The following is a 15,640-nucleotide window of genomic DNA, read 5'->3' on the forward strand; positions in this document are numbered from 1 at the left end:
CGCACGGTTTTCACACCGGCGTCCTGCAGTGCGGCGAACTTCTCGTCCGCAGTACCCTTGCCGCCGGAGATGATGGCGCCGGCATGGCCCATGCGCTTGCCCGCAGGGGCAGTCACACCAGCGATGTAGGACACCACCGGCTTGGTCACGTTGGCCTTGATGTAAGCAGCCGCTTCTTCTTCAGCCGAACCGCCGATCTCGCCGATCATCACGATCGCCTCGGTCTTCGGGTCTTCCTGGAACAATTTCAGGATGTCGATGAAGTTGGAGCCCGGGATCGGGTCACCGCCGATGCCCACGCAGGTGGACTGGCCAAAGCCGGCGTCGGTGGTCTGCTTCACGGCTTCGTAAGTCAGGGTGCCGGAACGCGACACGATGCCCACTTTGCCTGGCAGGTGGATGTGACCCGGCATGATGCCGATCTTGCACTCGCCCGGCGTGATCACGCCTGGGCAGTTCGGGCCGATCAGGACCACGCCCAGCTCGTCGCACTTGACCTTGGCTTCGAGCATGTCGATGGTCGCGATGCCTTCGGTGATGCAGACGATCAGCTTGATGCCGCCGAACGCCGCTTCGAGGATCGAGTCCTTGCAGAACGGAGCCGGCACATAGATCACGCTGGCAGTTGCGCCAGTCGCGGCTACGGCTTCTTTAACGGTGTTGAACACCGGCAGGTTCAGGTGCGTGCTGCCACCCTTGCCCGGAGTCACGCCGCCAACCATCTTGGTGCCGTAGGCGATGGCTTGTTCGGAGTGGAAAGTGCCTTGCGAGCCGGTGAAGCCCTGGCAGATTACCTTGGTGTCTTTATTGATCAGGACGCTCATTACTTGCCCTCCGCAGCTTTGACGACTTGCTGAGCAGCGTCGGTCAGGCTGGTTGCCGCGATGATGTTCAAGCCACTTTCAGCCAGTACTTTAGCGCCCAGGTCGGCGTTGTTGCCTTCCAGACGAACCACAACCGGAATCTTCACGCCGACTTCCTTGACCGCGCCGATGATGCCTTCGGCAATCATGTCGCAACGCACGATGCCGCCGAAGATGTTCACCAGAACAGCTTTGACGTTGTCGTCGGAGAGGATGATCTTGAACGCTTCGGTCACGCGCTCTTTGGTCGCGCCGCCACCTACGTCGAGGAAGTTGGCTGGCTGGCCGCCGTGCAGGTTGACGATATCCATGGTACCCATTGCCAGGCCGGCACCATTGACCATGCAACCGATGTTGCCTTCCAGGGCCACGTAGTTCAGTTCGAACTTGGCCGCGTGCGCTTCGCGCGGATCGTCCTGGGAAGGATCGTGCATGGCACGCAGCTTCGGCTGACGGTACATGGCGTTGCTGTCGATGTTGATCTTGGCGTCGAGGCAATGCAGGTTGCCATCGGCCTTGATGACCAGCGGGTTCACTTCCAGCAGAGCCAGGTCGTAGTCCTGGAACAGCTTGGCCAGGCCGACGAAGATGTGGGTGAACTGCTTGACCTGATCGCCTTCCAGACCCAGCTGGAACGCCAGCTCGCGGCCCTGGAACGGCTGTGCGCCGACCAGCGGATCGATGGTGGCCTTGAGAATTTTCTCAGGAGTATCGTGAGCGATCTTCTCGATGTCCACGCCACCTTCGGTGGAAGCCATGAACACGATACGGCGGCTGGAGCGATCGACTACCGCGCCCAGATACAGCTCTTTGGCGATGTCGGTGCAGGACTCAACCAGGATCTGGTTGACCGGCTGACCGGCGGCATCGGTCTGGTAGGTCACCAGACGCTTGCCCAGCCAGTTGGCGGCGAAGGCCTTGGCGTCTTCCTGGCTTTTGACCAGCTTCACACCGCCCGCTTTACCGCGGCCACCGGCATGCACCTGAGCCTTGACGACCCATTCGGTGCCGCCAATTTTTTCGCAGGCTGCTGCGGCTTCTTCCGGAGTGCTTACGGCGAAACCCTTGGATACGGGCAGGCCGTATTCAGCGAACAGCTGCTTACCCTGATACTCGTGGAGATTCATGCTTGTCTACCGTCTTCGTTAGGTATTGCGCATTCGATGCTGCACTTGTGATGCCGCACCACCTGTGACTGCTTCGAGGAGCAGTCCGGCGACGTTCCGCGCTTGAGCCAGGCTCAGCGCGGGCAGACCGCCGTGGTTCTTCTTGTAACCCCGCCACTACCGGTGAGCTGCAAGCAGCGGCCGGTGTAACGGCGTACAAACGACTACTTAGCGCCTCTTGTTAGCGCTTCTTACGATTGGCGATGTGGATGGCGTGGCCATTCACGGCCAGGGCCGCTTCATGCAGCGCTTCGGACAACGTCGGGTGGGAGAAGACCATCATTCCCAGGTCCTCGGCGCTGGTGCCGAACTCCATACCGATGGCGCCCTGCTGGACCAGCTCGGCAGCGCTCGGGCCGATGACGTGAACACCCAATACGCGATCGGTGTTGGCGTCGGCAATCACCTTGACCATGCCGCCGGTATCATTGGCAGCCATGGCGCGGCCGCTGGCGGCGAACGGGAAGGTGCCGACGTTGACGGCCACGCCCTCGCCTTTCAGCTGCTGCTCGGTCTTGCCGACCCACGCGATTTCCGGGTGGGTATAGATGACCGAAGGAATCAGGTCGTAGTTCATCTGGGCCTTGTGCCCGGCGATACGCTCGGCAACCATCACGCCCTCTTCCGAGGCCTTGTGCGCCAGCATGGCGCCGCGGACCACGTCACCCACCGCGAAAACACCCGGTACGCTGGTGGCGCACTGGTCGTCGACGAAGATGAAGCCACGCTCGTCCAGATCGACGCCGCTGTCGGCCGCCAACAGATCGGTGGTCACCGGACGACGGCCGACCGCTACGATCAGCTTGTCGAAGGTCAGCTGCTGCTCGCCGTCGGAGTCGGTAAAGCTGACGGTGACCTGTTTCTTCTTCACTTCGGAACCGGTTACCCGGGCGCCCAGACGAATCTTCAGGCCTTGCTTGGTCAGGGTCTTCAGGGCTTCCTTGGCGATCTGCTCGTCGGCAGCCGGGAGGAACTTGTCCAGCGCTTCGATCACGGTGACGTCGGCACCCAGACGCGCCCACACCGAGCCCAACTCCAGGCCGATCACGCCAGCACCGATCACGCCCAGGGTCTTGGGCACGCTCTGGAATTCCAGGGCGCCGGTGGAATCGACGATCACATCCTGATCGACCGGGGCCGGCGGAATGTCCACCGGCTTGGAGCCCGAAGCGATAATCACGTTTTCGGCCTGAACCACCTGAGTGGTGCCGTCCAGCGCGGTCACTTCCACTTGCTTGCCGGCCAGCAACTTGCCATGACCTTCGAGCAGGGTCACACCGTTGGCCTTGAACAGCGTGCTGACGCCGCCGGTGAGGTTCTTGACGATGTTGCTCTTGCGCGCAACCATCGCAGGCACGTCGATGCTGACGCCCTTGGCCTCGATACCGTGGATGGCAAAGCCTACTTTGGCTTCGTGATACTTCCAGGAGCTGTCCAGCAGCGCCTTGGACGGAATGCAACCGACGTTCAGGCAGGTGCCACCGAGCGCGACCTTGCCTTCACTGTCCTGGTACTTTTCGATGCAGGCGGTCTTCAGGCCGAGCTGAGCAGCCTTGATGGCGGCCACATAACCGCCAGGGCCGGCACCGATGACTACCACGTCAAATTTCTGGGTCATACATGATTCCTTCTCGAATAAACCGGATGGCCCCTTGCGGGGGCCATCGTGGGAGAGACTGGCTTAGATATCCAGCAGCAGACGAGCCGGATCTTCCAGCAGGTTCTTGATGGTCACCAGGAAGGTCACGGCTTCCTTACCATCGATCAGGCGGTGATCGTAAGACAGCGCCAGGTACATCATCGGCCGGATAACCACCTGACCGTTGATGGCCATCGGGCGCTGGAGGATATTGTGCATACCCAGGATGGCAGCTTGCGGCGGGTTGACGATCGGCGTCGACATCATCGAACCGAAGGTACCACCGTTGGTGATGGTGAAGGTGCCACCGGTCATGTCGTCGATCGACAGCTTGCCGTCTTTGGCCTTCTTGCCGAAGGTCGCGATGCCGCCTTCGATTTCAGCCAGGCTCATCAGCTCGGCATTGCGCAGTACCGGCACCACCAGGCCACGGTCGCTCGATACGGCAACACCGATGTCGGAGTAGCCGTGGTAGACGATGTCGGAGCCGTCGATCGAGGCGTTAACCGCCGGGAAACGCTTCAGCGCCTCGGTGGTGGCCTTGACGAAGAACGACATGAAGCCCAGGCGCACGCCGTTGTGCGACTTCTCGAACAGGTCCTTGTACTTCGAACGCAGGGCCATGACCTCGGTCATGTCGACTTCGTTGAAGGTGGTCAGCATGGCCATGTTCGACTGCGCCTCAACCAGACGCTCGGCAACCTTGGCCCGCAAACGGGTCATAGGTACGCGCTTCTCGACGCGGTCACCCGCGGCCAATACCGGCGTGGCAGCCGCCGGGGCAGCAGGTTTGCCAGCTGGCGCAGGGGCCGGTGCGTTTTTCTTGGCAGCGGCGGCAGCGACCACATCTTCCTTGGTCACCCGACCGCCCTTGCCGGTGCCGGCGATGCTGTTCGGGTCGATGCCACTCTCTTCGGCCAGCTTGCGCGCGGCCGGCGAGAGGATTTGCTCTTCGCCCGCAACACCCGGAGCATCGCTGGCGGTAGGCGCGGCAGCCTGGGTGGCGGTCGCTGCAGGAGCGGCAGCCCCACCTTCGCCTTCGCTCAAGGTGCCCAGCAGTTCATTGCTGAGCACGGTGTCGCCTTCGTTCTTGATGATTTCAGCGAGGACGCCGTCGGCCTCGGCCAGCACTTCGATCACTACTTTATCGGTCTCGATGTCGACGATCAGTTCGTCGCGCTTGACCGCATCGCCCGGCTGCTTGTGCCATGTGGCCACGGTGCCGTCGGCAACCGATTCCGGGAAAGTAGGGGCTTTGATCTCGATAGCCATTCTGTGTGGTTCCTTAAATTCGGTTTGTTCTGCGAGGCGGCCTCATCAGGCCGCCTCTTGCGCAAAGGCGTTAAACGGTGAAGGCGTCTTGCAGCAGTTTTGCCTGCTGTTCGGCGTGCATCGAGGCATAACCGCAGGCCGGTGCAGCAGAGCCTTCGCGGCCGGCGTACTCGAGGAACAGAGTCTTCTTGTACGCAGTGGCGACGCGCCGCATGTGATGCTGGCTGCAATACCAGGCACCCTGGTTCATCGGCTCTTCCTGACACCAAACGATGTGTTTGAGGTGCTTGTACGCCGCGAGCGCTTCGGCCAGGTCGTCTTCCGGGAACGGATAGAGCTGCTCGATACGCACGATGGCGATATCTTCGCGAGCCTCGGCACGACGCTTCTCCAGCAGATCGTAGTAGACCTTGCCGCTGCACAGGATCAGGCGTTCGACCTTCTTCGGATCGAGGGTATCGATCTCCGGAATCACGGTCTGGAACGAGCCATCGGCCAGATCCTCCAGGGTCGAGATGGCCAATTTATGGCGCAGCAACGACTTCGGAGTCAGGGCGATAAGCGGCTTGCGCAGTGGACGGATCACCTGGCGGCGCAACATGTGGTAGACCTGCGCCGGCGTGGTCGGCACGCACACCTGGATGTTGTGCTCGGCGCTCAGCTGCAGGAAGCGCTCGAGGCGCGCGGAGGAGTGCTCCGGGCCCTGCCCTTCATAGCCATGCGGCAACAGCATGGTCAGACCACACAGGCGGCCCCACTTGTGCTCGCCGCTGGTGATGAACTGATCGATCACCACCTGGGCACCATTGGCGAAGTCGCCGAACTGGGCTTCCCAGATCACCAGGGCATCCGGCTTGGTGGTGGCGTAACCGTATTCGAACGCCAGCGCGGCTTCCTCCGAGAGCAACGAGTCGTACAGATCGAAACGCGGTTGCTCGCTGTACAGGTGCTTGAGCGGTACGTGCGAACCCGGCCCCTTCTGGTTGTGCAGCACCGCGTGACGGTGCGAGAAGGTGCCACGGCCAATGTCCTGGCCAGTCATGCGGATCGGGTGACCTTCGAACAACAGGGTGGCGTACGCCATGGTTTCGGCATAGCCCCAATTGATCGGCAGCGCACCGGCGCCCATCTTCTGACGGTCTTCGAGAATCTTCGCGACCTGACGCTGGACGACGAAGCCTTCCGGAATTTCCAGCAGCTTGGCGGACAGGTCCTGCAGGGTCTTGAGCTCGAAACGGGTGTCGTGCCGGGCTGTCCAGGTATGGCCCAGGTACGGGCGCCAGTCGACGAACAACTCCTTGTTCGGCTCCTTGACCAGGCTCTTGACCACATGCTGGCCATTGTCCAGCGCGGTGCGGTAGTCGTCGATCTTGATCTGCACGTCATCCACCGAATGGCTGACGGCTGTGGTCAGCGCTTCGGCATACAGCTCACGGGTGGTGCGCTGCTTGCTGATCTGCTGATACATCATCGGCTGGGTGCCGCTCGGCTCATCGGCTTCGTTGTGACCGCGGCGGCGGTAACACACCAGATCGATCACCACATCGCGCTTGAACTGCATGCGGTAGTCGACGGCCAGCTGGGTGACGAACAGCACCGCTTCCGGATCATCGCCATTCACGTGCAGGATCGGCGCCTGGATCATCTTCGCCACGTCGGTGCAGTACTCGGTGGAGCGCGAATCTTCCGGGTTACTGATGGTGAAGCCGACCTGGTTGTTGATCACGATATGGATGGTGCCGCCCGTCTTGAAACCACGGGTCTGCGACATCTGGAAGGTTTCCATCACCACACCCTGACCGGCGAACGCCGCGTCACCGTGCAGCGAAACCGGAAGAACCTTGTCGCCGTTACTGTCGTTGCGACGATCCTGACGAGCGCGCACCGAACCCTCGACCACCGGCGAAACGATCTCCAGGTGGGAGGGGTTGAACGCCATGGCCAGGTGGACTTCGCCACCGGCAGTCATGACGTTGGAGGAGAACCCCTGGTGATACTTGACGTCGCCGGAACCGAGGGCCGCTTGCTTCTTGCCTTCGAACTCGTCGAACAGCTCACGCGGGTTCTTGCCGAAGGTATTGACCAGCACGTTGAGGCGGCCCCGGTGGGCCATGCCGATGACGACTTCCTTGGTGCCGTAGGAGCCGGCGCGCTGGATCATTTCATCGAGCAGCGGAATCAGGCTCTCGCCGCCTTCCAGACCGAAACGCTTGGTGCCCGGGTACTTGGTGCCCAGATACTTTTCCAGACCCTCGGCGGCGGTCAGACGCTCGAGCAGATGGCTCTGCACTTCTATCGAAATGCTCGGACGCCCACGCACGCTTTCCAGGCGCTGGGCGAACCAGTTGCGCTGCTCGGAATCGACGATATGGGTGAACTCGGCACCGATGGTGCGGCAATATGTCTGCTGCAAGGTGTCGTGGATTTCGCGCAGAGTAGCCTCTTCCTTGCCGATGAACAGACCACCGGTACGGAAGGTGGTGTCCAGGTCGGAATCGGTCAGGCCATAGTGATTGATCGACAGATCAGCCGGCACATGCCGCTGCCACAGACCCAGCGGATCGAGCTGGGCTGCCTGATGGCCACGCATGCGAAAAGCCTGGATCATGCGCAGGACTTCGACCTGCCTCTTCTCATGCTCACTGCTCACGCTGCCGGCGGACACCGGCTGGGCACGACGCTGGTTTTTCGCCAGCAACATGAAGTGATCGCGAACCGTAGAATGCGATACATCAGTTGTGGCGCTGCCATTTGTCGGCAACTTCTGAAAGTAGGTGCGCCACTCTTCGGGCACAGCGTTGGGATCGTGCAGGTAAAGCTCATAGAGCTCTTCCACATAGGCAGCGTTACCACCGGATAGGTGGGCACTGTTCCACATGCGCTGCATCACGCTTTCTTGCATGCTTGGTCACCCTCGGTAAGGGGACACCACCGGCGAAGAAACCGTTCAGGCTTCCGAAGTCTTGAAGCAGCGACTTCGGTAAAGCCACCACGGATCCCGCAGATAGTCCGGGCACCAGCCCGGATGCCCCTGCTGGTCGTCATATTTTTCAAAGTAAGAACCACGGCTTTGTGAGCTGCAGCTCTGGCTAGACTGCGACGCTGGCTTCAAACCAGACGCCGCAGGTGTCACAGGTTGAGCATTTGAATCAGATACCGCTCTGCAACAGCATGTTGCGTACGTGGCCGATCGCCTTGGTCGGGTTGAGACCTTTAGGACAAACACTCACGCAGTTCATGATGCCGCGGCAGCGGAACACGCTAAACGGGTCGTCCAATGCAGCCAGGCGCTCTTCGGTCTTGGTGTCGCGGCTGTCGGCCAGGAAACGATAGGCCTGCAGCAACGCAGCGGGACCGAGGAACTTGTCCGGATTCCACCAGAACGATGGGCAGCTGGTCGAACAGCAAGCGCACAGGATGCACTCGTAGAGGCCATCCAGCTTCTCGCGTTCTTCCGGCGTTTGCAGGCGTTCGATAGCCGGTGCAGGCGTATCGTTCTGCAGGTACGGCTGCACCTTCTCGTATTGCTTGTAGAAGATGCTCATATCGACGACCAAGTCACGAATGACCGGCAATCCCGGCAACGGACGAATCACCAGCTTGCCACCCTTCACCACCGCCGACAGCGGGGTGATGCAGGCCAGACCGTTCTTGCCGCTGATGTTCATACCGTCGGAGCCACACACGCCTTCGCGGCAGGAGCGACGATAGGAGAAGCCCTCGTCCTGTTCCTTGATCAGCGCCAGCACGTCAAGAACCATGATGTCCTTGCCGCCGGTGTCGATCTGGAAGTCCTGCATGAACGGCGCAGCATCCTGCTCCGGGTTGTAGCGATAAACACTGACTTGCAACATATCAGCCACCCTTAATAAGTCCGAACCATGGGTTCAAACGTCGGAACTGTCTTCGGCGAGAAGTTGACGGCACGTTTGGCCACACGCTTTTCACCCGGGAAGTACAGGGAATGGCACAGCCAGTTCTCGTCATCGCGATCTTCGAAGTCTTCGCGGGCATGGGCGCCACGGGATTCCTTGCGAACCTCCGCCGCCACCGCAGTCGCTTCGGCCACTTCGAGCAGGTTTTGCAGCTCCAGCGCTTCGATGCGCGCGGTGTTGAATGCCTGGCTCTTGTCGGAGATCTTGACGTTGGCGATCCGCTCACGCAGGCCGACCAGTTGCTCGATGCCTTTCTGCATGTATTCGCCGGTACGGAACACGCCGAAATAGTTCTGCATGCAGGTCTGCAGCTCTTTACGCAGCGGCGCGACGTCTTCGCCGGTGGTGCGCTCGTTGACCCCGGACAGACGCTTGAGCGACACCTCGAGATCGGTCTCGGAGGCGCCACGGTAATCGACGCCCTCTTTCAGCGCACGCTCCAGGTGGATGCCGGCCGCGCGACCGAATACCACCAGATCGAGTAGCGAGTTGCCGCCCAGACGGTTGGCGCCGTGCACCGACACGCAGGCCACTTCACCTACGGCGAACAGCCCTTCGATGACCTTGTCGTTGCCGTTGGCATCCTGGGTGATGGCCTGACCATGGATGTTGGTCGGCACGCCGCCCATCATGTAGTGGCAGGTCGGCACCACCGGAATAGGCGCAACCACCGGATCGACGTGAGCGAAGGTCTTGGACAGCTCGCAGATGCCCGGCAGACGGCTGTGCAGCACTTCTTCGCCGAGGTGATCGAGCTTGAGCATGACGTGATCGCCATCCGGACCACAGCCGTTGCCGGCGATGATTTCCTTGACCATGGAGCGTGCCACCACGTCGCGGCCGGCCAGATCCTTGGCGTTCGGGGCATAGCGTTCCATGAAACGCTCGCCATGCTTGTTGATCAGGTAGCCACCTTCACCACGGCAACCTTCGGTCACCAGGGTACCGGCACCGGCAATGCCGGTCGGGTGGAACTGCCACATTTCGATGTCCTGCACCGGCACGCCGGCACGCAGGGCCATGCCCACGCCGTCACCGGTGTTGATCAGGGCATTGGTGGTGGAAGCATAGATACGCCCGGCACCGCCGGTGGCCAGCACGGTGGCCTTGGAGCGGATATACACGGTCTCGCCAGTTTCGATGCAAATGGCGATCACACCGACAATCACGCCGTCCTGGTTCTTCACCAGGTCGACCGCGTACCACTCATTGAGGAACGAGGTGCCGCTCTTCAGGTTGGCCTGGTACAGGGTATGCAGCAGGGCGTGACCGGTGCGGTCGGCGGCGGCACAGGTACGCGCAGCCTGGCCACCCTTGCCGAAGTCCTTGGACTGACCGCCGAACGGACGCTGATAGATGCGGCCCTGCTCGGTGCGGGAGAACGGCAGCCCCATGTGCTCCAGTTCGAACACGGCTTCCGGACCTACGGAACACATGTACTCGATAGCGTCCTGGTCGCCGATATAGTCGGAGCCCTTGACGGTGTCATACATGTGCCAGCGCCAATCGTCGTTCGGATCGGCCGAAGCGATGGCGCAGGTGATGCCGCCCTGGGCGGAAACGGTGTGCGAACGGGTCGGAAACACCTTGGTGACCACGGCGGTCTTGTGGCCGCCTTGAGCCAACTGCAGCGCGGCGCGCATACCCGCACCACCGCCACCAACGATGATGGCGTCATAAGAAAGAGTACGAATAGTCATGAATCAGTTACCCCAGAAAATCTGCACGCCCCAGACGAAAAACGTGAACATGGCAATGCCACACGCCGCCTGGAACAGGAAACGCACACCAGTGGCCCACTTACCCAGCGCCATCGGCGTCAGGTAGTCGGTGGAAATCGTCCACATACCGACCCAGGCGTGCGCGCTGAGCGCTACCAAGGTCAGCAGACTGAAAATGCGCATTGCGTTATTGGAGAACAACGCATGCCATTCGGCATAACCCATGCCGGGGTTAGCGACTATGTAACCCAGCAGGAACACTACATAAGCCGCGAGAACGACTGCCGACACACGCTGCGCCATCCAGTCATACAGCCCCGAACGCGAGAAGTTCGTGACGTTGGTTACCATATCCACACCCCCACCAGTACGATCAAGACCGCCGAGACGACGAGAACGATTTTCGAGCCCAGCTTGCCGCCTTCCAGCGTCTCACCGATGCCCATGTCCATGATCAAGTGGCGAACTCCGGCCACCAGGTGGTACAGCAGAGCGGACAGCAATCCCCAGATCACGAACTTGGCCAGCGGACTGGTCAGACATTCTTTCACCTCGGCGAAGCCTTCCTCGGATGCCAGCGACTTGTCGAGCCCATAAAGCAGCACGGCAATACCGACGAAGAGAATGACACCGGAAATACGGTGAAGAATGGACGTGTAAGCGGTGACTGGGAGTTTGATAGTCCTAAGGTCGAGGTTTACAGGTCGTTGGCTATTCACGGCTTTTATTATCACACTGAGAGCCCCAATCATCAGGGCAAAGTTGTCGGGAAGTGCACTGGTCAGGTACCCATCACCCAAGGAGTGACAACCACCAGAATGAGGGCCCAAAGCCCTTGGTGGTCGGGCGCAGAGTATAGACAGTTAGGTCGCTAATGACAATGAAATAGGTCGCTATTGGCAACGCAAAGGCCTGCACCTAAAGGCTCATTGCGCCCCCCATTCAATTGGCGTAAACAGCCTCATTTTCTGCAAAAAATAGCCCGCAAGCCCTTCTGCCGCCTGGGTTTTCCCAAATTGACTTTCAAATTTATCTCACTATAGTGATGCGGGCCCTGCGTGGGGGGCCGTCAGATGATTTCAAGCATAACTAGGAGGCCACACATGGCTGACAAAAAAGCGCAGTTGATCATCGAGGGCGCAGCCCCCGTCGAGCTGCCCATTTTAACCGGCACCGTTGGTCCCGATGTAATTGACGTGCGGGGCTTAACCGCCACGGGCCGTTTCACTTTTGATCCTGGCTTTATGTCCACCGCTTCGTGCGAGTCGAAGATCACCTACATCGATGGCGATCAAGGCATTCTGCTGCACCGCGGCTACCCCATCGAGCAGCTCGCAGAGCATTCGGATTACCTGGAAACCTGCTACCTGCTGCTCAATGGCGAACTGCCTAGCACAGAAGAAAAGGCCAAGTTCGTCAGCACCATCAAGAACCACACCATGGTTCACGAGCAACTGAAGACCTTCTTCAACGGCTTCCGCCGCGATGCTCACCCGATGGCCATCATGTGTGGCGTGGTGGGCGCGCTTTCCGCCTTCTACCACGACTCCCTCGACATCAAGAACCCGCATCACCGCGAAGTCTCGGCCATGCGCCTGGTCGCCAAGATGCCGACCCTCGCCGCCATGACCTACAAGTACGCCATGGGTCAGCCGATGATGTACCCGCGCAACGACCTGAACTACGCGGAAAACTTCCTGCACATGATGTTCAACACCCCGTGCGAGATCAAACCGATCAGCCCGGTGCTGGCCAAGGCGATGGACAAGATCTTCATCCTCCACGCCGACCATGAGCAGAACGCCTCGACTTCGACCGTCCGTCTGGCCGGCTCCTCGGGCGCCAACCCGTTCGCCTGTATCGCCGCCGGCATCGCCGCACTCTGGGGCCCGGCCCACGGTGGCGCCAACGAAGCCGTACTGGCGATGCTGGATGAGATCGGCGACGTGTCGAACATCGACGCCTACATTGCCAAGGCCAAGGACAAGGACGACCCGTTCAAGCTGATGGGCTTCGGTCATCGCGTCTATAAAAATCGCGACCCGCGCGCCACCGTGATGAAGCAGACCTGCGATGAAGTCCTGAAAGAACTGGGCATCACCGATGATCCGCAGCTGGAACTGGCCATGCGCCTGGAAGAGATCGCCCTGACCGATCCGTACTTCATCGAGCGCTCGCTGTACCCGAACGTCGACTTCTATTCGGGCATCATCCTCAAGGCGATCGGTATTCCGACCAGCATGTTCACCGTGATCTTCGCCCTGGCGCGGACCGTCGGCTGGATCTCGCACTGGAAAGAAATGCTCTCCAGCCCGTACAAGATTGGCCGCCCGCGCCAGCTGTACACCGGCCACACGCAGCGTGACCTGAAGAAGTAAACACCGGACTCATCGATGCACTAAAAAAGGCTGCCACTGGCAGCCTTTTTTTCATCCGAATCATTCACGTCTTGAATAACTCGCCGGCGCAACGCCTCGAGCGTGTGGTAGGGCGCATCCACCACAAAACGACCGGCCAGCCAGGATGGTATACGGCCTCCCGGCTCGCTATGCATCTGGTAAACCACCTCGACCTCACCCGCCGCGTTCGGGATGAAAGCCCAATAACCTTCGGCCTTGCTCACCCGCACAAAGCCTTTCTGCAGCGGCAGGTAATCGGCAACGCCGTTGAGAATACGTGTGACCCCGCCATCGGCACCTTGCCGGGTGGTGACCCGCAACACCGCATCGCGCGGCATGACCGGCCACGGCATATTGAAACGACTGTAGACCCAGCTCTGCGCGCCCTCATTCTTGAGCAATCTTTGTTCTCGGCACGCATAGATCCAGGCGCAGGAACCGCTGACATCCTCCTGCAACGCCAGCAAGGTCGGCATATCCGTCTTGAGCCTGACGACGCCGCGGTACGCCGGGTACTTCGAACCCGGCACCGCGCTCAGGAACACCTGGATCCCCGCCTGATCCTTGACCAGGCGCCAGCCCTCGGCTTGCAAGGGACTGACCAGCGCCAGCAGCGCACCTGCGCCCAACAGCATGGCCGTCAACCACTTCATCATTGCCAGCCTCTCGCCTCGAACGCTCACTCAGCTCGCCAGGGAGGTCTGCAGTTCCAGCCAGCCGAGCAGTTGGATCGCCTCTTCATTGCTCGAACCGCAGACATCCGCCTCGGGCAAAAACGCCGAGCATACCGCCGGTCGCTCCGGCCTACCGAACAGAGCGCAATAATTATCAGCGGACAGCTGAATACAGCGCTCGCCCGCCGCCTTGCCGTGCGGCATACCGGGGATAGGCGAACTGATCGAAGGAGCAATACAACAGGCACCACATCCAGCACGGCATTGCATGACGGCACAACCTCGAAAGAGACGGGACAGCGGGACGCTTCAGCTATGTTACCCGGACCGGCGCCCGCCGCGCATCCCGCCCCGGCACTCGGCAAACAAGCCCGGCAGATGTTCGCCAGGCCTGGACAGGCCAGGCCGCTAGCGCTCGAAGCCGGTCAAGGCTTGCTCGGCACCTTCAGGCGGGCAATCAGGCTGGACGTATCCCAGCGCGCGCCGCCCATGGCCTGGACGTCGGCATAGAACTGATCGACCAGCGCCGTGACCGGCAGTTGCGCGCCATTGTGCCGCGCCTCTTCGAGCAGGATCGACAGATCCTTGCGCATCCAGTCGACGGCAAAGCCGAAATCGAACTCGCCGGCCAACATGGCCTGGTGGCGATTTTCCAATTGCCAGGATTGTGCGGCGCCCTTGCTGATCACCTCCATCGCCCCTTGCGCGTCGAGGCCCGCGCACTGAGCGAAATGCAGCGCTTCGGCCAGCCCCTGGACCAGACCGGCGATGCAGATCTGGTTGACCATCTTGGTCAGCTGCCCGCTGCCGGCCGCCCCCATCAGGCGCACCATGCGCGCGTAAGCCTGGATCACCGGTTCGGCACGCGCATACACATCCGCCTCGCCGCCCACCATCACCGTCAGCGCTGCATTTTGCGCGCCGGCCTGACCGCCGGATACCGGCGCGTCGAGGAAACCCAGTCGCAGCTCGTCGGCCCTGGCCGCCAACTCACGGGCGACATCGGCCGAGGCGGTGGTGTGATCGACCAGCACGGCACCCGACGCCATGCCGGCAAACGCGCCATCTTCCCCCAGCACCACGCCACGCAGATCATGGTCATTACCCACGCAGACCATTACCAGTTCGGCACCCTGGGCCGCCTCACGCGGGGTAGGCGCACTGCTGCCGGCAAACTCGGCCAGCCACTGCGCAGCCTTGGCCGGCGTACGGTTATAGACACACACCTGATGTCCGCTGCGAGCCAGGTGGCCCGCCATCGGATAACCCATTACGCCCAGCCCGATAAAGGCTACCTTCGCCATACACACCTCCGAATTCAGGGATACTCAGCCTAACATGCGGTCTGGCAAGCCAGAAAAGCTTCACATGCCGACTGTCGAGACAACCACCTTGCAAAACGCCGGAGGACATATGGAACACTGGCTGGTAATCGACCTGGAAGCCACCACCGAAGAAGGTGGATGGCCACTGGAAGAAATGGAGATCATCGAGATCGGCGCCAGCCTGGTCCGCGCCGACGGCCATGAGGTGGATCACTTCCAGCGTTTCGTGCGTCCAGTACGGCGGCCTCACTTGACCCGTTTCTGTCGCGAGCTCACCCATATCAGCCAGATCGATGTCGATGCTGCGGCGCCGCTGAGCGGCGTCTGGCCGCAGTTCGAGCACTGGCTGCTCGGTCATCGGCCGGGCCTGGTCGGCTGGGCCAGCTGGGGCGAGTACGACCGCCGCCAATTCGAGCAAGACTGGCAGCAATACCAGCTGGTCAGCTGCCTGAGCCAGATCCCCCACCTCAACCTCAAACGCCGCTTTGCCGAGGCCCGCCAATTGCCCCGCTCGGTCGGCCTCACCAGCGCCCTGCAACTGGCCGGCCTGCCATTCAGCGGCACGCAACACCGGGCGCTGACCGATGCACGCAACACCGCCCGGTTGCTGCCCCTGGTACTACCGTTATAAGGCCCAGCAAAGCAG

The 15,640-nt window shown here is 61.0% G+C and carries 14 protein-coding genes; 2 read left to right on the forward strand and 12 right to left on the reverse strand.

What is annotated here, in order from left to right; genetic code table 11:
* The 9 genes from sucD to sdhC all read right to left on the reverse strand — a co-directional run.
* Positions 1-824, reverse strand: an 824-nt coding sequence (gene sucD / locus ABZE94_RS08245) for a succinate--CoA ligase subunit alpha (protein WP_372875052.1), incomplete at its 3' end; no start/stop codon positions are given.
* Positions 824-1,990 (reverse strand): ADP-forming succinate--CoA ligase subunit beta, encoded by a 1,167-nt coding sequence (gene sucC, locus ABZE94_RS08250; RefSeq protein WP_372875053.1) that lies wholly within the window; start codon positions 1,988-1,990, stop codon positions 824-826. The genes sucD and sucC, both read right to left, overlap by 1 nt.
* Positions 1,991-2,210: 220 nt before the next feature.
* On the reverse strand, positions 2,211-3,647 hold the full coding sequence (lpdA, locus tag ABZE94_RS08255) for a dihydrolipoyl dehydrogenase (protein ID WP_372875054.1): 1,437 nt from the start codon (positions 3,645-3,647) through the stop codon (positions 2,211-2,213).
* Between the two features lie 63 nt (positions 3,648-3,710).
* Positions 3,711-4,940, reverse strand: coding sequence for a 2-oxoglutarate dehydrogenase complex dihydrolipoyllysine-residue succinyltransferase (gene odhB, locus ABZE94_RS08260; RefSeq protein ID WP_372875055.1), 1,230 nt, complete (start codon positions 4,938-4,940; stop codon positions 3,711-3,713).
* 70 nt (positions 4,941-5,010) lie between these two features.
* A complete protein-coding gene (locus ABZE94_RS08265; RefSeq protein WP_372875056.1) occupies positions 5,011-7,842 on the reverse strand; it encodes a 2-oxoglutarate dehydrogenase E1 component in 2,832 nt (943 codons plus the stop codon).
* 247 nt (positions 7,843-8,089) lie between these two features.
* Positions 8,090-8,794 carry a succinate dehydrogenase iron-sulfur subunit gene (locus ABZE94_RS08270; RefSeq protein WP_372875057.1) on the reverse strand — a complete coding sequence of 235 codons (705 nt, stop codon included), beginning with the start codon at positions 8,792-8,794 and terminating at the stop codon, positions 8,090-8,092.
* Between the two features lie 11 nt (positions 8,795-8,805).
* Positions 8,806-10,575 carry a succinate dehydrogenase flavoprotein subunit gene (gene sdhA / locus ABZE94_RS08275; RefSeq protein ID WP_372875058.1) on the reverse strand — a complete coding sequence of 590 codons (1,770 nt, stop codon included), beginning with the start codon at positions 10,573-10,575 and terminating at the stop codon, positions 8,806-8,808.
* Between the two features lie 3 nt (positions 10,576-10,578).
* A complete protein-coding gene (gene sdhD, locus ABZE94_RS08280; RefSeq protein ID WP_172146184.1) occupies positions 10,579-10,947 on the reverse strand; it encodes a succinate dehydrogenase, hydrophobic membrane anchor protein in 369 nt (122 codons plus the stop codon).
* Positions 10,941-11,327: a succinate dehydrogenase, cytochrome b556 subunit gene (sdhC, locus tag ABZE94_RS08285; RefSeq protein WP_372875075.1), complete on the reverse strand. Its 387-nt coding sequence runs from the start codon at positions 11,325-11,327 to the stop codon at positions 10,941-10,943. The genes sdhD and sdhC overlap by 7 nt, the downstream gene beginning before the upstream one ends.
* 372 nt (positions 11,328-11,699) lie before the next feature.
* Here sdhC and gltA point away from each other — a divergent pair, with 372 nt between their 5' ends.
* Positions 11,700-12,974 (forward strand): citrate synthase, encoded by a 1,275-nt coding sequence (gene gltA / locus ABZE94_RS08290; RefSeq protein WP_372875059.1) that lies wholly within the window; start codon positions 11,700-11,702, stop codon positions 12,972-12,974.
* A 20-nt stretch (positions 12,975-12,994) separates the two neighbouring features.
* Here the strand turns inward: gltA and ABZE94_RS08295 are convergent, their stop codons facing one another.
* From ABZE94_RS08295 to ABZE94_RS08305, 3 genes are all read right to left on the reverse strand, one after another.
* Positions 12,995-13,648 (reverse strand): START domain-containing protein, encoded by a 654-nt coding sequence (locus ABZE94_RS08295; protein WP_372875076.1) that lies wholly within the window; start codon positions 13,646-13,648, stop codon positions 12,995-12,997.
* A 30-nt stretch (positions 13,649-13,678) separates the two neighbouring features.
* Positions 13,679-13,939, reverse strand: coding sequence for a YkgJ family cysteine cluster protein (locus ABZE94_RS08300; RefSeq protein WP_372875060.1), 261 nt, complete (start codon positions 13,937-13,939; stop codon positions 13,679-13,681).
* Between the two features lie 155 nt (positions 13,940-14,094).
* On the reverse strand, positions 14,095-14,973 hold the full coding sequence (locus tag ABZE94_RS08305; RefSeq protein WP_372875061.1) for an NAD(P)-dependent oxidoreductase: 879 nt from the start codon (positions 14,971-14,973) through the stop codon (positions 14,095-14,097).
* 109 nt (positions 14,974-15,082) lie between these two features.
* Between ABZE94_RS08305 and ABZE94_RS08310 the strand changes: the two genes are divergently transcribed.
* Positions 15,083-15,625, forward strand: a complete 543-nt coding sequence (locus ABZE94_RS08310; protein WP_372875062.1) for an exonuclease domain-containing protein — start codon at positions 15,083-15,085, stop codon at positions 15,623-15,625.
* Positions 15,626-15,640: the final 15 nt, after the last annotated feature.

This window comes from Pseudomonas sp. (assembly GCF_041601375.1).
Taxonomy (GTDB): domain Bacteria; phylum Pseudomonadota; class Gammaproteobacteria; order Pseudomonadales; family Pseudomonadaceae; genus Aquipseudomonas.

What these genes read in the sequence shown, in the direction of transcription:
- sucC (WP_372875053.1), bottom strand. Translation starts at nt 1,990, where the DNA reads ATGAATCTCCACGAGTATCAGGGTAAGCAGCTGTTCGCTGAATACGGC.
- lpdA (WP_372875054.1), bottom strand. Translation starts at nt 3,647, where the DNA reads ATGACCCAGAAATTTGACGTGGTAGTCATCGGTGCCGGCCCTGGCGGT.
- odhB (WP_372875055.1), bottom strand. Translation starts at nt 4,940, where the DNA reads ATGGCTATCGAGATCAAAGCCCCTACTTTCCCGGAATCGGTTGCCGAC.
- ABZE94_RS08265 (WP_372875056.1), bottom strand. Translation starts at nt 7,842, where the DNA reads ATGCAAGAAAGCGTGATGCAGCGCATGTGGAACAGTGCCCACCTATCC.
- ABZE94_RS08270 (WP_372875057.1), bottom strand. Translation starts at nt 8,794, where the DNA reads ATGTTGCAAGTCAGTGTTTATCGCTACAACCCGGAGCAGGATGCTGCG.
- sdhA (WP_372875058.1), bottom strand. Translation starts at nt 10,575, where the DNA reads ATGACTATTCGTACTCTTTCTTATGACGCCATCATCGTTGGTGGCGGT.
- sdhD (WP_172146184.1), bottom strand. Translation starts at nt 10,947, where the DNA reads ATGGTAACCAACGTCACGAACTTCTCGCGTTCGGGGCTGTATGACTGG.
- gltA (WP_372875059.1), top strand. Translation starts at nt 11,700, where the DNA reads ATGGCTGACAAAAAAGCGCAGTTGATCATCGAGGGCGCAGCCCCCGTC.
- ABZE94_RS08295 (WP_372875076.1), bottom strand. Translation starts at nt 13,648, where the DNA reads ATGAAGTGGTTGACGGCCATGCTGTTGGGCGCAGGTGCGCTGCTGGCG.
- ABZE94_RS08300 (WP_372875060.1), bottom strand. Translation starts at nt 13,939, where the DNA reads ATGCAATGCCGTGCTGGATGTGGTGCCTGTTGTATTGCTCCTTCGATC.
- ABZE94_RS08305 (WP_372875061.1), bottom strand. Translation starts at nt 14,973, where the DNA reads ATGGCGAAGGTAGCCTTTATCGGGCTGGGCGTAATGGGTTATCCGATG.
- ABZE94_RS08310 (WP_372875062.1), top strand. Translation starts at nt 15,083, where the DNA reads ATGGAACACTGGCTGGTAATCGACCTGGAAGCCACCACCGAAGAAGGT.